Source organism: Caulobacter vibrioides OR37, from assembly GCF_000372645.1.
GTDB classification, from domain to species: domain Bacteria; phylum Pseudomonadota; class Alphaproteobacteria; order Caulobacterales; family Caulobacteraceae; genus Caulobacter; species Caulobacter vibrioides_E.
This window is the reverse complement of the sequence record NZ_APMP01000005.1, coordinates 125,166-141,701: the sequence shown is the minus strand read 5'-3', so window position 1 is coordinate 141,701 and position 16,536 is coordinate 125,166. Positions and strand designations below refer to the sequence as shown.

The 16,536-nt window shown below is 67.9% G+C and carries 18 protein-coding genes and 1 pseudogene; 10 read left to right on the top strand and 9 right to left on the bottom strand.

Translation table 11 applies throughout. From position 1 onward, the window contains the following. Positions 1–141: 141 nt before the first annotated feature. Together OR37_RS06740 and OR37_RS06735 are read left to right on the top strand one after the other, a co-directional pair. Complete coding sequence (locus OR37_RS06740) at positions 142–723, top strand: PadR family transcriptional regulator (RefSeq protein WP_165570577.1); 582 nt, start codon at positions 142–144, stop codon at positions 721–723. A 13-nt stretch (positions 724–736) separates the two neighbouring features. Next, a complete protein-coding gene (locus OR37_RS06735) occupies positions 737–1,072 on the top strand; it encodes a DUF2218 domain-containing protein (RefSeq protein ID WP_004617335.1) in 336 nt (111 codons plus the stop codon). Positions 1,073–1,095: 23 nt separating this feature from the next. On the opposite strand, the gene OR37_RS06730 is transcribed toward OR37_RS06735, so the two are convergent. The 3 genes and pseudogenes from OR37_RS06730 to OR37_RS06720 all read right to left on the bottom strand — a co-directional run bounded on the left by OR37_RS06730 (position 1,096) and on the right by OR37_RS06720 (position 6,675). Beyond that, a complete protein-coding gene (locus tag OR37_RS06730) occupies positions 1,096–2,181 on the bottom strand; it encodes a GNAT family N-acetyltransferase (protein ID WP_035017060.1) in 1,086 nt (361 codons plus the stop codon). Positions 2,182–2,281: 100 nt separating this feature from the next. Next, positions 2,282–4,465 carry a prolyl oligopeptidase family serine peptidase gene (locus tag OR37_RS06725; RefSeq protein WP_004617333.1) on the bottom strand — a complete coding sequence of 728 codons (2,184 nt, stop codon included), beginning with the start codon at positions 4,463–4,465 and terminating at the stop codon, positions 2,282–2,284. Beyond that, positions 4,466–6,675 (bottom strand): annotated as a pseudogene (locus tag OR37_RS06720) (prolyl oligopeptidase family serine peptidase). 14 nt (positions 6,676–6,689) lie between these two features. Here OR37_RS06720 and dapF point away from each other — a divergent pair. The 3 genes from dapF to OR37_RS06705 are packed head-to-tail and all read left to right on the top strand — an operon-like array spanning position 6,690 to position 9,307. Further along, the gene (dapF, locus tag OR37_RS06715; protein WP_004617331.1) at positions 6,690–7,544 is read left to right on the top strand and encodes a diaminopimelate epimerase; all 855 of its coding nucleotides are present in this window, start codon (positions 6,690–6,692) and stop codon (positions 7,542–7,544) included. Between the two features lie 3 nt (positions 7,545–7,547). After that, on the top strand, positions 7,548–8,879 hold the full coding sequence (gene mtaB, locus OR37_RS06710; protein ID WP_004617330.1) for a tRNA (N(6)-L-threonylcarbamoyladenosine(37)-C(2))-methylthiotransferase MtaB: 1,332 nt from the start codon (positions 7,548–7,550) through the stop codon (positions 8,877–8,879). Then, on the top strand, positions 8,876–9,307 hold the full coding sequence (locus OR37_RS06705; protein WP_004617329.1) for a GFA family protein: 432 nt from the start codon (positions 8,876–8,878) through the stop codon (positions 9,305–9,307). The genes mtaB and OR37_RS06705 overlap by 4 nt, the downstream gene beginning before the upstream one ends. Positions 9,308–9,313: 6 nt before the next feature. Here the strand turns inward: OR37_RS06705 and OR37_RS06700 are convergent, their stop codons facing one another. Then, a complete protein-coding gene (locus OR37_RS06700; RefSeq protein WP_004617328.1) occupies positions 9,314–9,958 on the bottom strand; it encodes a trimeric intracellular cation channel family protein in 645 nt (214 codons plus the stop codon). A 91-nt stretch (positions 9,959–10,049) separates the two neighbouring features. On the opposite strand from OR37_RS06700, the gene ftsY reads away from it, so the two are divergent. The 3 genes from ftsY to OR37_RS06685 all read left to right on the top strand — a co-directional run bounded on the left by ftsY (position 10,050) and on the right by OR37_RS06685 (position 12,262). Beyond that, on the top strand, positions 10,050–10,991 hold the full coding sequence (gene ftsY, locus OR37_RS06695) for a signal recognition particle-docking protein FtsY (protein WP_004617327.1): 942 nt from the start codon (positions 10,050–10,052) through the stop codon (positions 10,989–10,991). A gap of 3 nt (positions 10,992–10,994) precedes the next feature. Further along, positions 10,995–11,606, top strand: coding sequence for an inner membrane-spanning protein YciB (locus OR37_RS06690; protein WP_004617326.1), 612 nt, complete (start codon positions 10,995–10,997; stop codon positions 11,604–11,606). Positions 11,607–11,701: 95 nt separating this feature from the next. Continuing rightward, the gene (locus OR37_RS06685) at positions 11,702–12,262 is read left to right on the top strand and encodes a MarR family winged helix-turn-helix transcriptional regulator (protein ID WP_004617325.1); all 561 of its coding nucleotides are present in this window, start codon (positions 11,702–11,704) and stop codon (positions 12,260–12,262) included. A 143-nt stretch (positions 12,263–12,405) separates the two neighbouring features. Here the strand turns inward: OR37_RS06685 and OR37_RS06680 are convergent, their stop codons facing one another. Next, the gene (locus OR37_RS06680; RefSeq protein WP_004617324.1) at positions 12,406–12,681 is read right to left on the bottom strand and encodes a hypothetical protein; all 276 of its coding nucleotides are present in this window, start codon (positions 12,679–12,681) and stop codon (positions 12,406–12,408) included. Positions 12,682–12,786: 105 nt separating this feature from the next. On the opposite strand from OR37_RS06680, the gene OR37_RS06675 reads away from it, so the two are divergent. Continuing rightward, positions 12,787–13,167: a hypothetical protein gene (locus OR37_RS06675; protein ID WP_004617321.1), complete on the top strand. Its 381-nt coding sequence runs from the start codon at positions 12,787–12,789 to the stop codon at positions 13,165–13,167. Between the two features lie 120 nt (positions 13,168–13,287). Here the strand turns inward: OR37_RS06675 and OR37_RS06670 are convergent, their stop codons facing one another. The 4 genes from OR37_RS06670 to OR37_RS20685 form a co-directional block, all read right to left on the bottom strand. Next, the gene (locus tag OR37_RS06670; protein ID WP_004617320.1) at positions 13,288–13,800 is read right to left on the bottom strand and encodes a DsbE family thiol:disulfide interchange protein; all 513 of its coding nucleotides are present in this window, start codon (positions 13,798–13,800) and stop codon (positions 13,288–13,290) included. Further along, positions 13,797–13,964, bottom strand: a complete 168-nt coding sequence (gene ccmD / locus OR37_RS06665) for a heme exporter protein CcmD (RefSeq protein ID WP_004617317.1) — start codon at positions 13,962–13,964, stop codon at positions 13,797–13,799. Before ccmD ends, OR37_RS06670 begins: the two co-directional genes overlap by 4 nt. Then, the gene (gene ccmC, locus OR37_RS06660) at positions 13,961–14,704 is read right to left on the bottom strand and encodes a heme ABC transporter permease CcmC (RefSeq protein WP_004617315.1); all 744 of its coding nucleotides are present in this window, start codon (positions 14,702–14,704) and stop codon (positions 13,961–13,963) included. The genes ccmD and ccmC overlap by 4 nt, the downstream gene beginning before the upstream one ends. A gap of 107 nt (positions 14,705–14,811) precedes the next feature. Beyond that, the gene (locus OR37_RS20685) at positions 14,812–15,402 is read right to left on the bottom strand and encodes a Spy/CpxP family protein refolding chaperone (protein WP_004617313.1); all 591 of its coding nucleotides are present in this window, start codon (positions 15,400–15,402) and stop codon (positions 14,812–14,814) included. Positions 15,403–15,637: 235 nt separating this feature from the next. Between OR37_RS20685 and OR37_RS06650 the strand changes: the two genes are divergently transcribed. Then, entirely contained in the window at positions 15,638–16,531 is an 894-nt protein-coding gene (locus OR37_RS06650) for a DMT family transporter (RefSeq protein WP_004617312.1), read from the top strand. Positions 16,532–16,536: the final 5 nt, after the last annotated feature.

The following is a 16,536-nucleotide window of genomic DNA, read 5'->3' as shown; positions in this document are numbered from 1 at the left end:
TTGAACCTCTGAATCCGAGACGCGGCGGAAATCGGTCCGAGTTTGCCCGATGTTATTAGATATATCGAAATAGCGCTTGACGGCTGCGATTTTCGATATATCTAACATTTCGATATAACGAAACCGCATCGGAGTATGCGCATGTTTGGACGACACCATCATCATCGCGGCCGCTGGGACGGTCATGGGGGCGAGCACCACGGCCGCCACCCGTTCGGCGGAATGCACGGTCATCACCACGGTCCGCGCGGCCGAGGCGGCCGCATGGGTCGCTTTTTCGACCACGGCGACTTGCGCTTCGTGGTCCTCAAGCTGATCGCCGAAAAGCCCAGCCACGGCTACGAGCTAATCAAGGCGATCGAGACCGCCGCCGGCGGCGCCTATAGCCCCAGCCCCGGCGTGGTCTATCCGACCCTCACCCTGCTCGAAGAGCTGGGCTATGTGGTGGCCAGCGACGCGGGCGGCGGCAAGAAGCTCTACACGATCACGCCGGAAGGCGAGGCCTTCCTGGCCAGCAACGAGCAGCCGGTCCGCTCCCTGTTCGAGCGCATGGCCGAGGCGGCTTCGGCCAGCGCGGCGTTCTCGCCGCAGATCCTGCGCGCCCGCGAAAACCTGAAGACAGCCCTGCGGCTCAAGCTGCATGGCGGCCAACTGAGCGCGGAGCAGATCACGGCCATCGCCAAGGCGCTGGACGACGCGGCGGCGGCCATCGAGACCATCTAGGGAGGGAAAGCCCATGGAAAGCCACGCCCGCGTCATCACGGACAAGGCGAGCCGCTACATGGTCCAACTGGCCAAGCATTGGAGTCACAAGTTCGAGGTCCGTTACGACGAGACCTCGGCCTTCTTTCCGCTGCCGCTGGGGACCTGTCGCATGAGCGCCCACCCGGACGGCTTGGACATCACGATCGAGGCGATCGACCTCGAAGGCTTGGCCCGACTGGAAGACGTGGTGGCCAGGCACCTGGACCGCTTCGCCTTCCGCGAGGGCGAGCTGAAATACGGCTGGACCCGCGCTTGGGCGGCCGGGGGTCTCGACCCCAAGGCCATCCGCCTGAACGCGGTCCACTGACCGCTGACGGCTCTCCCGCAGCTCTAGTGAAGGCCGCGGAGGAGGTCGATGCGCCGCATGGCCTTGCCGGGGATCTCGGAGACGCGGCCCAGCGGCAGGGCCTCGACCATCTGGCGCACGCCATAGGCCGCATGGCGCACCAGGGTCGGCACCGAGGGCGCGCCGAGAAAGCCGAACACCACCTTTTGCTGGGCGTTGGACAGCTCGCGCTTGAAACGATAGTCGCCGGTGCCGAGATCGAGGCGCATGTACGGCGTGCCGTCCATGCTCTTCAGAATGTCCTGGAACAGCATCAGGCCTGGCGAATAGCGCTCCAGGTCCGGATTGTGGGCGATCAGCCAGCCGTGGATCGTGTGCTCGCCGCGTAGGTGCAGATGGACCGCGGCCAGCCGCTCGCCCAGATGCAGGGTGTAGAGACCGCCGCCGAAGTCGGGTTCCCGCCGCTCGAACAGGTGGTCCAGCAGTCTGTTGACCCACGGCGTCTGGAAGAGGTCGGTCTGGTGGGTCAGCAGCAGTTGAACCCGCTTCCAGGCGACCAGCTGGTCAAAGGCCGCCCGACTTTGCGACATGGCGGTGAAGTGGCAGGGGCCGACCTCGCGCTCGGCCTTGCGACGCTTCTTGTCGATGTCCTTCAGCACGCCGACGCCGGCGGCCTTGCGTTCGGCCGCGTAGGCTTCATAGCCCTCCGGGGTCTCGACGACCCAGCTGTCGGTCTGGCCGCGACCGTGGCGCGCCAGGGTCACGTCGTCGGCCAGCATGTGGCAGAAATCGATGCGATGGGCGCCCAGGGCCGACAGCAGCTCGCGCGGGTTCATGGTCACGCCGGGCGCGGTGACCAGGGCCTGATAGTCGCACATCGGCGCGCCGACGGGCATGGCCACGTCTTGGCGGACCCGAGCGGGTAGGAAGCCCACCGCTTGGCCGCTGGCGTCGCGCTGGATGGCGATCTTGACCTCGTCGCCCTTCTCCGCCTGGGCCTTGGCCACGGCCAGGGCCCAGTGGGGCGACAGGAACGGCGAGTCCAGGCGGGTCTGGCCGCGCTGAAGTTCCGCCCACCGCGCGACGTCCGAGGACGAGAGATCCAGGGCCTTGACGACTTCGATGGGCAAGGGACGCCACCCCGAGGAAAGAAACGGCGACATATTGCCGCCGATAGCTTTCCTTAACGTTGACGATGCGCCGTTCCGTCGAACGCCGTGTCGTCTATGTTCAATCCATCAGCTTTCGCGTCAGGTAAACGTACTCCAGGGCCTGGCGACGAGCGGTCTCGGCCAGGTTGGCGCTGGCCGCGTGGCCGCCATCGACGTTCTCGTAATAGAGCACCGGATAGCCGAGAGCCTCGAGCCGAGCCGCCGCCTTGCGCGCGTGGGCCGGGTGGACGCGGTCGTCCTTGGTCGAGGTCTCGATGAACACCTCGGGGTATTTCTTCCCGGCCTTCAGGTTCGAATAGGGGTCGTACTTGGCGATCACGGCGCGTTCCGACGGGATGGCCGGGTCGCCGTATTCGCCCACCCAAGAGGCGCCGGCCCCGATCTGGCTGTAGCGGATCATGTCGAACAACGGCACCTGGATGACGATGGCGTTGTAAAGTTCCGGCCGCTGGGTCAGGGCGACGCCCATCAAGAGGCCGCCGTTGCTGCCGCCCATGATTCCCAGGCGCCGGGGCGAGGTGATCTTGCGGGCGATGAGGTCCTCCGACACCGCGAAGAAGTCGTCATAGACCTTCTGGCGATTGGCCTTCAGCCCGGCCTCGTGCCAGGCCGGACCGAACTCGCCCCCGCCGCGGATATTGGCCACGACATAGGTCCCGCCGCGCTCCAGCCACAGCTTGCCCATCACGCCCGAATAGCCGGGCGTCATCGGCACCTGAAAGCCGCCATAGGCGTAGAGCAGCGTGGGGGCCGATCCGTCATACTTCACGTCCTTGGGCCGGACGACGAAGTAGGGGATCTTGGTTCCGTCGGTGCTGACAGCCTCGAACTGCTCGACCACATGGGTCGAGGCGTCGAAACGGGCCGGCGAGGCCTTGACCTGCTCAAGCTTTCCCGTGGCGGCGTCGGCCAGCCAGTAGGTCGTTGGGGCCAGATAGCCCGTGACGCTGACGAACAGCCGGTCGTCCTTGTCCGAGGCCGAGCCCAGACCAATGCTGGAATTGGCCGGCAAATCGAGCTTTCGCCGCGTCCAGCCCTTGTTTCCAAGGTCGAAGACCAGGGCGGCGCCCTTCACGTTGTCCAGAAGGCCAACGATCAGCTTGTCGCGCGTGCTGGTCACCGACTCCACCGACTGGCGGGCCGTCGGGCGGAACACCAGCATCGGCTTGGCCCCGACCGGCTTGCCGTCGCCCAGGCTGGCCAGGGCGTCGGCGGTCAGCGGATCGATGTTGTATTCGAAGAGGTCGCCGGTCTTCAGGCCTTGCTCGGGCCAGTCCTGCTCCAGAAGCACGATCAGTCGGCCGTTGACGAAGGTCTGGATCGAGCACTTGGCGGGCAGGGGCAGCCTGGCCGCGCCCTTCGCCGTGATCAGATAGTGCTCGCTCTCGAAGAAGGTCACGCCGCGATGGGCGATGACGCCCATCACCTTGCCGTCTGGATCGCGCAGGACGTAAGGGCTGACCGAGACATCGGTCTCCTGGCCGCGATAGACCTCGCGGGCCTGATCCAGGCTCTCGCCACGCTTCAGGGTCTTCAGCACGTAGGCATAGCCCGACTTGGTCATCTCGCCCGGCTTCCACTCGCGGGCGACCAGCAGGGTGTCCTTGTCCAGCCAGCTGTAGTTCTGCTTGCCCTCGGGCAGGACGAAGCCGCCGGGAACGAAGGCCTTGGTCGTGGTGTCGAACTCGCGGACCGTGACCGCGTCCTTGCCGCCGTTGGACAGGGTGACCAAGCAGCGCGTCTCGTCGGGCGGCAGGCAGCTGGCGCCCTTGAACACCCAGTTGGCGTTCTCGGCCTTCGACAGGGCGTCGATGTCGAGGATCGTCTCCCAGGTCGGTTCGGCCGTCCGGTAGCTGTCCAGGGTCGTCCGGCGCCAGAGGCCGCGCACGTGGTCGGCGTCCTGCCAGAAATTGGTGAGCGACCCATCGCCGGAGAAGGACACGCCAGGCACGCGGTCCTTGGCGTTGAGGATGGCCAGGGCCTTGGCTTCCAGGTCGGCGTAACGCTTGTCGCCTTGAAGCACCGGCAGGGTCCGGGCGTTCTGGGCCTTGGCCCAGTCGAGCGCGCGGGTCCCCTCGATCTCCTCCATCCAGAGGTATGGATCGTCCTTGCCCAGCTCATTCAATGGCGTGCGGACTTCGGCGGGCTTGGCGTTGTCGGCGGCGATCGCGGGGGTCAGGGTCATCAGGCCAGTCGAAGCAAGGGTCGTGGAGGCGAAGAGGGCGGTCAGGAACTTACGCATCTAGTGATCCATCAGCTGGCGCGACAGGTAGGTGTAGTGCAGCGCCCAGCGGCGGGCGTTGGCCTTGGGGTCCGCGCCATTGGCGTGACCGCCGTCGGTGTTCTCGAAATAGAGATGGTCGACCTTCAGGTCGTCCAGGCGCGCGGCGAACTTGCGAGCGTGGCCAGGGTGGACGCGGTCGTCCTTGGTCGAGGTGGTGATGTAGGCCAGCGGATATTTCACGCCGGCTTTGAGGTTCTGATAGGGGCTGTACTTCTCGATCCAGGCCCGCTCGGCCGGAATCGCGGGGTCGCCATATTCGCCGATCCACGAGGCGCCGGCCGGCAGCTGCGTGTAGCGGATCATGTCAAGCAGCGGGCTTTCGACCACCACCGCGTTCCACAGGTCTGGACGCTCGGTCAGGGCCACGCCCATCAGCAGGCCGCCGTTCGAGCGGCCATAGGCGCCCAGATGACGCGGCGAGGTCGCCTTGTCGGCGATCAGCTTTTCGGCGACCGCGAAATAGTCGTCATAGGCCCGCTGTCGATTGGCTTTCAGCGCCGCCTCGTGCCAGGCCGGGCCGAACTCGCCGCCGCCCCGGATATTGGCCACCGCATAGGCGCCGCCGCGCTCCAACCACAGCTTGCCGATCAGCGGGTCATAGACGGGCAGCTTGGACAGGTTGAAGCCGCCATAGGCGTGCAGCAGGGTCGGGTTCTGGCCATCCAGCGCCCAGCCCTTTTCGTGGACCAGGAAGTAGGGGATCTGGGTCCCGTCCTTCGAGATCGCCGACTTCTGCTCGACGACCAGGTTCGCGGCGTCGAACTGAGCGGGCAGGGCCTTGATCGTCTCGGAAGCGCCGGTCGCCGCGTCGGCGAGGCGCAGGGTTGTCGGGGTGGTGAAGCCCTCGACCGAATAAAACATTTCGTCGCCCTCGTCGGCGTGTGAGCCGAGCGAGACCGAGGCGTTGGCCAGGCCGGGCAAAACGGCGCGGACCCAGGTCGCGCCGGTTGGCCTGAAGACCGCCACCTCGCCGCGGACATTGTCGTAGATGGCCATCGCCACCGCATGGTCGGTGACCGCGACCTGGTCGACCGACTGGCGCGGTCCGGGCGAAAAGATCACCTGACCGGCGGTCGCCGTGGGGCCGACCGCGACGACATCGCCCGCCTTGGCGCCAAGACCGTCCTCCAGAACCCGAAGGATCAGACGGCCGTCCAGCAGACCGGCGATCTGGGCCTTCTGGGGGACGGGCAGGCGATAGGCGCGCTCACCATTCCATAGGTAGGTTTCGTCGTGGAAAAAGTCGGTTGCGCGGGTCAGCAGCACCACTCGCGCGCCGCTAGCGTCACGCAGAACCTCGGGTCGCACCGAGACGTCGCTTTTCTGCCCCCGATAGACCTCCACCGCCTGGTCCAGGGCCTGGCCGCGCTTCAGCGTCTTGATCACGAAGCCGTAGCCGCTGTCGGTGGTCGTGCCCGGACCCCAGTCGCGGGTCAGGATCAGGGTGTCGGCGTCCAGCCATTCTAGGGTCTGCTTGCTCTCGGGCAGGACGAAGCCGCCCGCCGCCGGATCGACGAAGGTCTTGGTCGTCAGGTCGAATTCTCGGACGGTGACCGCGTCCTTGCCGCCGTTCGAGAGATTCACCAGGCAACGGTCGTGGGTCTTGGGCCGGCAGTCCGCGCCCTTCCAGATCCAGTTCTTGCCCTCGGCGGCGGCCAGGGCGTCGAGATCGATGACCGTCTCCCATTGGGGATCGGCCGACTTGTAGGATTCCAGGCTCGTTCGCCGCCAGACGCCGCGCACGTGGGTCTGGTCCTGCCAGAAGTTGAACACCGTCCGGCCGATGAAATCCGGCGTGGCGATGCGGTCGTGACTCGACAGGATCTTCAGCGCGGCGGCTTGCAGGCCCTGGAAGCGCGGATCGCCGGACAGGACCGGCAAGGTCTTGTCGTTCTGGGCCTTCACCCAGGCCAGGGACGACGGCGTTTCGACGCCTTCCAGGTCGAGATGCGGATCATTGGCCTGGGCGCACGCGGCGCCGGACGCGAGAAGAGCGAGGGCCAGGGCGGCGACGGAGCCGTTACGAAACGTGAGCATGGTCGGGGACGGTAGCGGACATTCGTTCGCGCGCCAGTGGCTTTCACGCGGTTCGCCGTCCCCAAACGATCGATGCCGAGCGCGAATGCGCCCGCGTCGCCGCGTCCCCTGACTTGGCGCGGCTTTTCCACTATATAGCCCGGCCATGAGCCGCAACTTCCTGAAGATGAACGGGCTCGGCAACGACTTCGTCGTCATCGAGACCGCCACCCAGACCTTCGAGCCGACCCCGGAGCAGATCCGCGCGATCGCCAAGCGTGGGGATGGTGGAATCGGCTGCGATCAGGTGATCGCCATCGACCCGCCGCGCGCCGAGGGCGCCTCGGCCTATGTGCGGTTCTGGAACGCGGACGGCGAACCGGCCGGGGCCTGCGGCAACGGAACCCGCTGCGTGGCCTGGCTGCTGATGCGGTCGGCCGGCAAGACGGCCGTGGCGTTCGACACCGTGGCGGGCCGCCTGTCGGGCCTCGCGGCCGGCGAGATGCTGGTGACGGTCGACATGGGCCGGCCGGGCCTGGACTGGACCCAGATTCCGCTGTCGGAGGAGATGAACACCGAGCGCGTCGAGTTGCAGGTCGGTCCGATCGACGCGCCGTGGGTGCACACGCCGGTTTGTGTCTCGATGGGCAATCCGCACGTCGTGTTCTTCGTCGACGCGCCCGTTTCGGACGAGTTCGCCACCAAGACCGGCAGCCTCGTCGAGCACCACCCGCTGTTCCCGGAAGGCGTCAATGTCGGCTTCGCCCACATCGCCGCGCGTGATCATATCCAGCTGAAGGTCTGGGAGCGCGGGGCGGGCCTGACCGCCGCCTGCGGCACCGGCGCCTGCGCCGCCCAGGTCGCCGCCGTGCGGCGGGGCCTGACCGACCGCCAGGCCAAGGTCGAGTTCGAGCGCGGCGCCCTCACCATCGAATGGCGCGAAAGCGACGGCCACGTGATCATGACCGGTCCGGTCAGCATGGACTTCGTCGGCAAGCTGCCCGAGGCCTTGGCGGCCTAGCTCATGGCCTCCTACACCGTCATCAAGGCCACGCCGAAGCCCGGGCCCGAAGCCGGCGAGGAGGGCGGACCGGCGACCACGCTGTCCGGTCCGGACGGCGTCGACGTCGTCACTTTCGGCTGCCGGCTGAACGCCTATGAGAGCGAGGCCATGCGCGCCCGCGCCGCCGCCGACGGCCTGTCGGACGCGGTGGTCTTCAACACCTGCGCCGTCACCAACGAAGCCGTGCGCCAGGCGCGCCAAGCGATCCGCAAGGCCCGCCGCGAACGGCCGGGCGCGCGGATCATCGTCACCGGCTGCGCCGCCCAGGTCGATCCCGCCGCCTTCGCCGCCATGCCCGAGGTCGACCTGGTGCTGGGCAACGCCGAGAAGGCCGCGCCGGGCGCCCTGACCGAGACGACCGCCCGCGTGCGGGTCAACGACATCATGTCGGTCAAGGAAACCGCCGGCCATCTGATCGACGGCCTGAAGGACCGCGCCCGGGCCTATGTCGAGGTCCAGAACGGCTGCGACCACCGCTGCACCTTCTGCATCATTCCCTATGGCCGGGGAAACTCGCGTTCGGCCCCGGCCGGCGAGGTGGTCGAGCAGGTGCGCAAGCTGGCCGCCGAGGGCTATCGCGAGGTGGTGCTGACCGGCGTCGATGTCACCTCCTGGGGCGCGGACCTGCCGGGCCAGCCGACCCTGGGCCAGCTGGTCGGGCGAATCCTGCGCATGGTCCCCGACCTGCCGCGTCTGCGCCTGTCGTCGATCGACGCGGCCGAGATCGATCCCGATCTCTTCAGGCTGCTGGAGACCGAGCCGCGCCTGATGCCGTACCTGCACCTGTCCCTGCAGGCTGGCGACAATCTGATCCTCAAGCGGATGAAGCGTCGTCACAGCCGCGAGGACGCCCTGAAGCTGGTGGCCGAAGTCCGCCGCGTGCGCCCCGACACCGCCTTTGGCGCCGACCTGATCGCCGGCTTTCCGACCGAGAGCGACGAGGCCTTCGAGAACACCCTGCGGCTGGTCGAGGAGGCCGATCTGGCCTTCCTGCATGTTTTTCCCTACAGCGCCCGTCCCGGCACGCCCGCCGCGCGGATGCCGCCGGTGAAGGGACCGCTGATCAAGGAGCGCGCCCGCCGCCTGCGCGAGGCCGGCCAGGCCGGTCTCGAGCGTCATCTCCAGCGCCAGATCGGCCGGGTCCTGTCGGGCCTGGTGGAGCGCGAGGGCGTCGCCCGGGCCGAGGACTTCACCGAGATCCGCTTCACGGGCGACGCGCCGTTGGGCGAGATCGTCGCCTTCACGGTCACCGGCCACGACGGCGCGCGCGTGCTGGCGGAACTGGCGCCGTGACTCTGTCCGGCGGCTGCCAGTGCGGCGCGGTGCGGTTCCGGGTCGAGGGCGAACCCCAGCGCGCGTCGATCTGTTGGTGCCGCATGTGTCAGAAGGCGTTCGGCGGCCCGTTCGGGGCGCTCGTGACGGTCGAGGTCGCCGCCCTGACCTGGACGCGCGGACAACGCGCGACTTTCCAGAGTTCCGACAAGATCCGGCGCGGATTCTGCGCCGGGTGCGGCACGCCCCTGACCTTCGAGTGGAGCGATGACCGGATCGACCTGGCGGTGTTCGCCTTCGACGATCCGTCCGCCGTCGAGCCCGTCGTCCAGCTGGTCGTCGAGCGCCGTCCAGCCTGGATGGAGCATCTGGCCGACCTTCCCGTCCGTCCGCCGCTGGGGCCGACGGAGACGGTGGTCAGCCGGCAGCATCCGGATCGGGACGTCTGACGCCCGCTATTCGACCTCGGCCTCGTCCTCGCCCGCGAAGCCCGGCAGGCTCCAGCCGAATTTGAGCGCGGCGGCGCGCAGGCCGAACGCGGCGACGAAGCCGGCGAGGCCGGCGGGCCAGAAGGCGACGCCCAGAAGCTTCAGCACCGCGAACACCGAAGCGCCCAGCAGCGCGGCGGTGATGTAGATTTCCCGGCGCAGCAGCAGGTTCGGCTCCTCGGCCAGGACGTCCCGGATCACGCCGCCGAAGGCGGTGGTCAGGACGCCCATGACCACGGCGCTGAACGGGTGGACGCCCAGCCCCAGGGCCTTGGCGGTGCCGACCACGGCGTAGGCGGCCATCCCCAGGGCGTCCAGCCAAAGCAACGCCCGGAAACGCCACCCGCGCTTGCCCAGCAACCAGACCAGGGCCGCCGCCGCCAGGCAGGCCAGGATGTAGCCGGGGCGCTGCACCCAGAAGACCGGCGCGCCGATCAGCAGGTCGCGAAGCGTCCCGCCGCCCACCCCGGTGATCGCGGCGAAGAATCCGAAGGTGATGATGTCGTGCTTGCGTCGCGCGGCCGCGAGGGCGCCCGTTGCCCCGAAAACGGCCACGGCGGCGTAGTCGAGCCAGAAAAGGGCCGTTCCCAAAGGGTCAAGCTGCACGTCCATGCCCCTTCATGACACGCCGGTCCGCCACGCGCTAACCATCCGCCGTTAAATCCCGATTTACACTTTCGCCCGTTCGACTAAAGGGGCGCGGATGAGCGACAAGCCCGAGCAGAAAAAAGGCTGGTTCCAGCGCCTGACGTCGGGCCTGGCCCGGTCGTCCCAGCAGATGACCGACCAGGTCACGGGGGTCTTCACCAAGAAGCCTCTCGACCAGGAACAGTTGGACGCCCTCGAGGAGATGCTGATCGAGGCCGATCTGGGCCCTGACATCGCTGGCCGCATCGCCGAGGCGTTCGGCAAGGCGCGGTTCGGCAAGTCGTCCACCGACGCCGAGGTCAAGGAGGCCCTGGCCGAGCTGATCGCCGCCGAGCTGGCCGACCGCCAGGGCAGTTTCGACCCGCTGGGCGGTCCGCGCCCCTATGTCGTGCTGTTCATCGGCGTCAACGGCTCGGGCAAGACCACCACCCTGGGCAAGATCGCCGCCGACCTGACCGAGAAGGGCGCGCGGGTGCTGATCGCCGCTGGCGACACCTTCCGCGCGGCCGCCGTCGAGCAGCTGAAGGTCTGGGCCGACCGAGCCGGCGCCGACTTCATGGCCAAGCCGACCGGCTCGGACGCCGCCGCCCTGGCCTATGAGGCCGTCGAGCGCGCCAAGGCCGAGCATTACGACGTCGTGTTGATCGACACCGCCGGCCGCCTGCAGAACAAGCAGGGCCTGATGGACGAACTGCTCAAGGTCATCCGTGTGGTGAAGAAGGTCGATCCGGACTATCCGCACGAAACCCTGCTGGTCCTTGACGCCACGGTGGGCCGCAACGCCCTGGCCCAGGAGAAGATCTTCGGCAACCAGGTCGGCGTCTCCGGGATTGTCATGACCAAGCTGGACGGCACCGCGCGCGGCGGGGTGCTGGTGCCCGTGGCGCGCGCCTCCGACAGCCCGATCAAGCTGATCGGCGTCGGCGAGGGCGTGGAAGACCTGCAACCGTTCGACGCGCGCGCCTTCTCGCGCTCCCTCGTCGGCCTGAAGGACTGATCCGTGAGCGAAGCGGCTAAGACGGCTCCCAAGAACAACAACGGCTGGGTCCGGACGGTCGTCGACTATGGCGCGGCCCTGGCCTTCGGCGCGGCCTATTTCATCACCAAGGATTTCCAGAAGGCGACCTGGGTGCTGGTGGCCGCCTCCGCCGCCGCCCTGATCATCGGCTTCGCGGTCGAGCGCCGCCTGGCGCTGATGCCGCTGTTCTTCGGGGCGATGGCCCTGGTGTTCGGGACCCTGGGCCTGATCTTCCACTCCGACGTGTTCGTGAAAATCAAGGTGACGGTGATCAACCTGGCCCTGGCCGCCTTCCTGTTCGGCGGCGTGCTGACCGGTCGCCAGCCGCTGAAGCTGGTGATGGGCGAGGCCTTGCGCATGGACGAGGCGGCCTGGAAGACCCTGACCCTCCGCTACGGGATCTATTTCGCGGTGGTCGCGGCGTTGAACGAGATCGTCCGGAATACGCAGGACACCGACACCTGGGTGAAGTTCCGCCTGGGCCTGCTGCCGCTGGCCCTGGTGTTCGTCGCCACCCAGGTGCCCTTCATCATGAAGCACATGGCCAAGGCCGACGAGACGGCCGCGGTCGAGCCGCCGGATGCGGGTTTCTAGGCCGTCCACGGACCGTCTGTCGTCAAATCGACGTGTATCGGTGCTAGGATTCGTCCGTCGGCCGAGCACGGCCGTGCGAACAGGGGGCGCGAGGCATGGCCAAGACCAAGGGTGAAAAGGCGACCGGGGGCGCGCTGGAGCGCTCGCCCAGCCACCTGCTGCACCGGGTCCTGCAGCTCGCGCTCGACATCTACGCTGAAGAGTGCGGCGAGGCGGGGGTCACCCAGCGCCAGTTCGCCGTGCTGGCCGCGGTGGCCGAGAACGAAGGGGTCACACAGACGGCCCTGGTTCGCGCCACCGGCATCGACCGCTCGACCCTGGCCGACATGGTCGCCCGGATGATCACCAAGGGCCATCTGGAGCGTCAGCGCTCCAGCGAGGACGCCCGCGCCAACAGCGTTCGCCTGACCGAGGCCGGTCGTGAAGCGCTCGAAGCCATCCGTCCGATGGTGGCGATGGCCGACGCCCGCATCCTGGCCCTGCTGAAGCCGGGCAAGCGCGAGGGCTTCCTCGACCTTCTGTCCGACATGGCCGGCGCCGACCTGCACCCGGTCGAGCCGGAGCCCAAGCCCAAGAAGCTGAAGGCGCCGAAGGCCGAGAAGCCGAAGAAGGACAAGAAGCCCAAGAAGGACAAGGCCGCCAAGAAGGCCGCCTAGAGCCTCGCGTGTCAAAACGGAATCGTTTCGACACGATAACGAGTCTCTAAATCAAATACTTAGAGCGTGACACGCGCCGAAACCGGTTCCCACTTTCGGCGTCACGCTCTAGTCGTCTTCCGCTCGCGGGGGGCGGTAAGGGCTTAAACCAGGATATTCAGCAAGGATCCCGGCCGCAGGATCTTCTGCGGCTGCGCGTCCGGCTGGACGAAGGGCTTCGGCGGCGCCTGTCGCTGCTGGGGCTGGGCCATGGTCTGCATCTGCACCGTCGAGGGCGCGGCGGCCGGCCGGGCCGAGGTCGCGTCGCCCAGCGCCGCCTGGAAGAAGGCCGCGCGCGTCTGAGCGCCGGCGCCGCTGGCGGGCGCGGTCGCGGGCTTGGACGGGACGGACGGCCAACCGGCGGGACGGACGGTGCTCATGACTCGACGTCTAACATGGTTAACGAAGGGTCGGCGAGTATGGTCAACGCCGCGTTAACGCGATAGCTCCGCGACCGGTGAGCGCACCCTTTGTTTGGAGTTCCCGTGAGCAGGCAAAAGATCGTCTTCCTGGCCGTGCTGGTTGTCGTCGGCCTGTTCATCGCCTCGATCGTGGCCTCGATGTTCCCGGCCAAGCGGAGTCTGCGCAACGGCTACCAGATGCTGGTGGCGGACAAGGGCGAGACTTGGCTGCGGTCGCCGGACCGCCACACGCTGCTGACGGACGTGACGTCGGTGTGGTCCTCGGCGGATCGGATGGTGGTCGAGAGCCGGACGCTCAACGGCGTGTCGCATCAGTATGGCCCATGCGACTATCAGGTTGTGGTGGGGCGAGGGTCCCCGCACGCCGCTTCGAAGGACGAGGCCTTGGCCATGATCCCCGGCATGAAGCGCGAAGCTGTGTCGCCCCATACCTGCGTTCGCTAGAGCGCGTTAGGTTTAGGTGTGAGCGGCTAAGCCGCTCGAATGCGCTCTAAATACTTGAATTTAAAGTGCATTTGTTCGCTTCGAATGATTCCGTTTGAAGCGGACTGGCTCAAGGTGGCGTCAGCGCGCCTTCCTCAGCAGGTCCTCGGCCGCGTCGGGCGTCAGCGGGCCTGTGTGCTTGGCGATGATCACGCCGTCCGAGCCGACCAGATAGGTCTCGGGAACGCCGGTGACGCCGAACTCCAGCCCCGCGCGGCCGTCGCGATCGACGAGGCGCGCCGCGAAGGGGTCGCCCAGGCGGCCGATGAAGGCCTGGGTGTTGGCCGGGGCGTCCTTGTAGGCGATGCCTACGATCTTCACGCCCTGGGCCTTCAGCGCCATCAGCTGAGGATGCTCGACCTCGCACGGGGCGCACCAGGAGGCGAAGAAATTGACCAGGATCGGCCCGTCCGAGGGCGCGCGGATCGGGGTCGCCGTCCCGGTCGCCAACTCGGGCAGCGACAGGGCCGGCATGGGCTTGCCGACCAGGGCGTGAGGCTGGACATGCGGATCGCGCCGCAGCGCATAGCCGGCGAACAGGATCGCGAGGGCGATCAGGATCAGCAGCGGAGCGAAGGCCAGCCAGCGCTTCATGGGACTTGCGCGTCCAGTTCGGCCTGGCGGCGCTCGGCTTCCTTGCGCCAACGTCGGGAGAAGGCCAGGCTGTCGAGGATCAGCCAGGCGAAGCCGACAGCCGAGATGGCGAAGGCCGGCCAGAGATAGATCGCGTACTTGCCGGCATCGAAATCGAAGCTCATCGCGGACGCTCCGCCAGTTTCAGGGCCAGACCCCGAGCCTTGCGCCGCCAGACGAGAGCCCGGATGCGCACCAGCCACAGCGCGCCGAACGCACCCAGATAGGCCAGGCCCATCAAGAGCGCTGGCCAGGCATAGACCGCCGGCAGGCCATTGCCCTGCTTGGCCATGAAGGTCGAGGAGCCCTGGTGCAGGGTGTTCCACCATTCGACCGAGAACTTGACGATCGGCAGGTTGATCAGGCCGACCAGGGCCAGGATGGCGGCGGCGCGGCCGGCCTTCTGCTCGTCCTCGAGCGCGCCGCGCAGGGCCATGTAGCCGAGATAGAACAGCAGCAGCACCAACACCGAGGTCAGGCGCGCGTCCCACACCCACCAGGTTCCCCACATCGGCTTGCCCCACAGCGAGCCGGTGATGAGGGCCAGGGCGGTATAGACCGCGCCGATGGGGGCGCAGGCCTGGGCGGCGAGATCGGCCAGGGCCTGGCGGAAGACCAGGGCGAGGAAGCTGGCCACGCCCAGGCAAAGATAGATGAACAGCGAGATGGAGGCGGCCGGAATGTGGATGAACATCATCCGCACGGTGTCGCCCTGCTGGTAATCCTCGGGCACGAGGAAGGTCAGGGCCAGGCCCACGACGCCGGCGATGCTGGCCAAGGCGCCGAGCAGCGGCGCGGCCCATCGCGAGAAGGCCATGAACCGCTCGGGATTGATCAGGAAATCGAACGTGTGACGCGCGTCCATGACCGCTGCTTAGAGCGGCGAAACGGCGGCGGCAATGGCCGTATGGCTACGGAGGCGAAGAAGGAGCGGCGCGTGCAGGCGCGCCGCTCCATCCCGCTCGGTCGAGGTCAGCCGACCTTGCGTTGCGGAGGGGCCTTGTCGCCGCCGTGGAACACGGGCGCGCCGCGGGTCTCGAAGCGACGGATGATGACGTGGTCGCCCATCCCGCCTTCCAGATCGAGCGCGTCGAAAGCCTTTTGCTGGCTTGGCGAGAGGGCGTTGTAGAAGGCGCGCGTGGCGGCGATGCGCTTCTCCATGGCCTCGGCCATCTTGCTCATGCGGTCCAGGCGATCCAGCGTGGTCGGCGGCTTGCGATCGGCTGGCTCGATCTTGCCGCCGGCATCGGGGCCGTCCTCCCTGCGGATGTGCTCGAACTTCGGCGTGGTCGCGTCGACATAGGCCTTGAGCGCGCCGTCCTGGTCGGCGCGCAGCTGCAGAACATCGCGCAGGCGCTGAGCGCGCTTTTCGGGATCGGGGGCGTGATGGTGCATGAGGCCCATGCCGGGGCCCCCGGCCATCATGGCCTCCATCGGGGGCAGGGGGGGCGGCGGCGGGACGGGGGGCGCCGGAGGGGCGGGAACCTGGGCCAGGGCGACGCCGCCGGCCAGGACAGTGACGGCGGCGCCCGCGAGCGCCAGACGGGAAAGCGTTTTACGCATGGTCGTGAGCTCCGTGTTGGTGCGGGGAAGAGCTTGGCCACGCCGATATGGCGCGAAAATGTCCGCGCTCATGAACAATGTTACAGGTTCGCTCCGGCGGCGAGACAGGCGCGGGGTTGCGTCGTCTGCGCCGGGCGTTATGTCAGCTTTCAGTTCCGGGACAGACCAAGGTCCAAACGCCGCGCGGTCCGCCGCGGGGTGACCCGGCCGAATGATTCAACGGCGCGGGGCCCCCATGAAATCGATCGCTTTTCTCGCTCTCGCCGTGGCGGGCGTCTGCTGGGGCCTGGGCTTTCCCACCGGCAAGCTGATCCTGACCGAGACCGACGCGGCCCACATGGTGCTGTTGCGGTTCATCGTCGCCGCGCTCGCCGCCGCGCCGTTCGCCCTGCGCGCGCCAGAGGTCCGCGCGCTGTTCAAGTCTCCGGTCGTGCTGCTGTCCGGCGGGCTCTATGGCGTCGCCTTCATGGTCCAGTTCGAGGGGCTGGCCCATGTCAGCGTCACGGTCGCTGCCCTGCTGGTCGGGGCGATGCCGGCCTTGATCGCCGTCAGCGCCAAGGTGTTGGGCGAGAAGGTCACGCCGGCTTCCTGGGCCGGGGTTGCCGCGGCCACCTTGGGCGCCGCCCTGATCGCCGGCAAGCCGGACGGCGCCAGCAGCCCGCTGGGCGTGGCCCTGTCGATCGGCGCCCTCTTCCTGTTCCTGGCTTGGCTGTTGGTTCTGCGGAAGGCGCCCAAGGCGCCGAACGCCATGGCCATTCCGGCGGTGTCGATCATCGTGGCCGCCGCCGCCGTCCTGCCGATCGCCTTCCTGATGCACGGCCCGCCGAAGTTGAGCCTCAGCGCGCCGGTCTGGGCCGGAATCCTGGCCCAGGGCGTTCTGGCCACCTTGCTGGCCACGGCCGCCTGGCAGTTCGGCGCGGCGCGGGTCGGCGCGGCCAGCGCCGGAGTGTTCATCAACATCGAGCCGTTGATCGGCGCGGCCTGCGGCGTGCTGCTGTTCGGCGATCGTCTGACGCCGTTCTTGCTGGCCGGCGGCTGTCTGATCATCGGCGGCAGCCTGGCGGTCGTGCTGGGCGAAAAGCACGCCGCGCCGGGCGAGCTCCAGGCGACCGTCGCCCCGACGCCGTAGAGCTC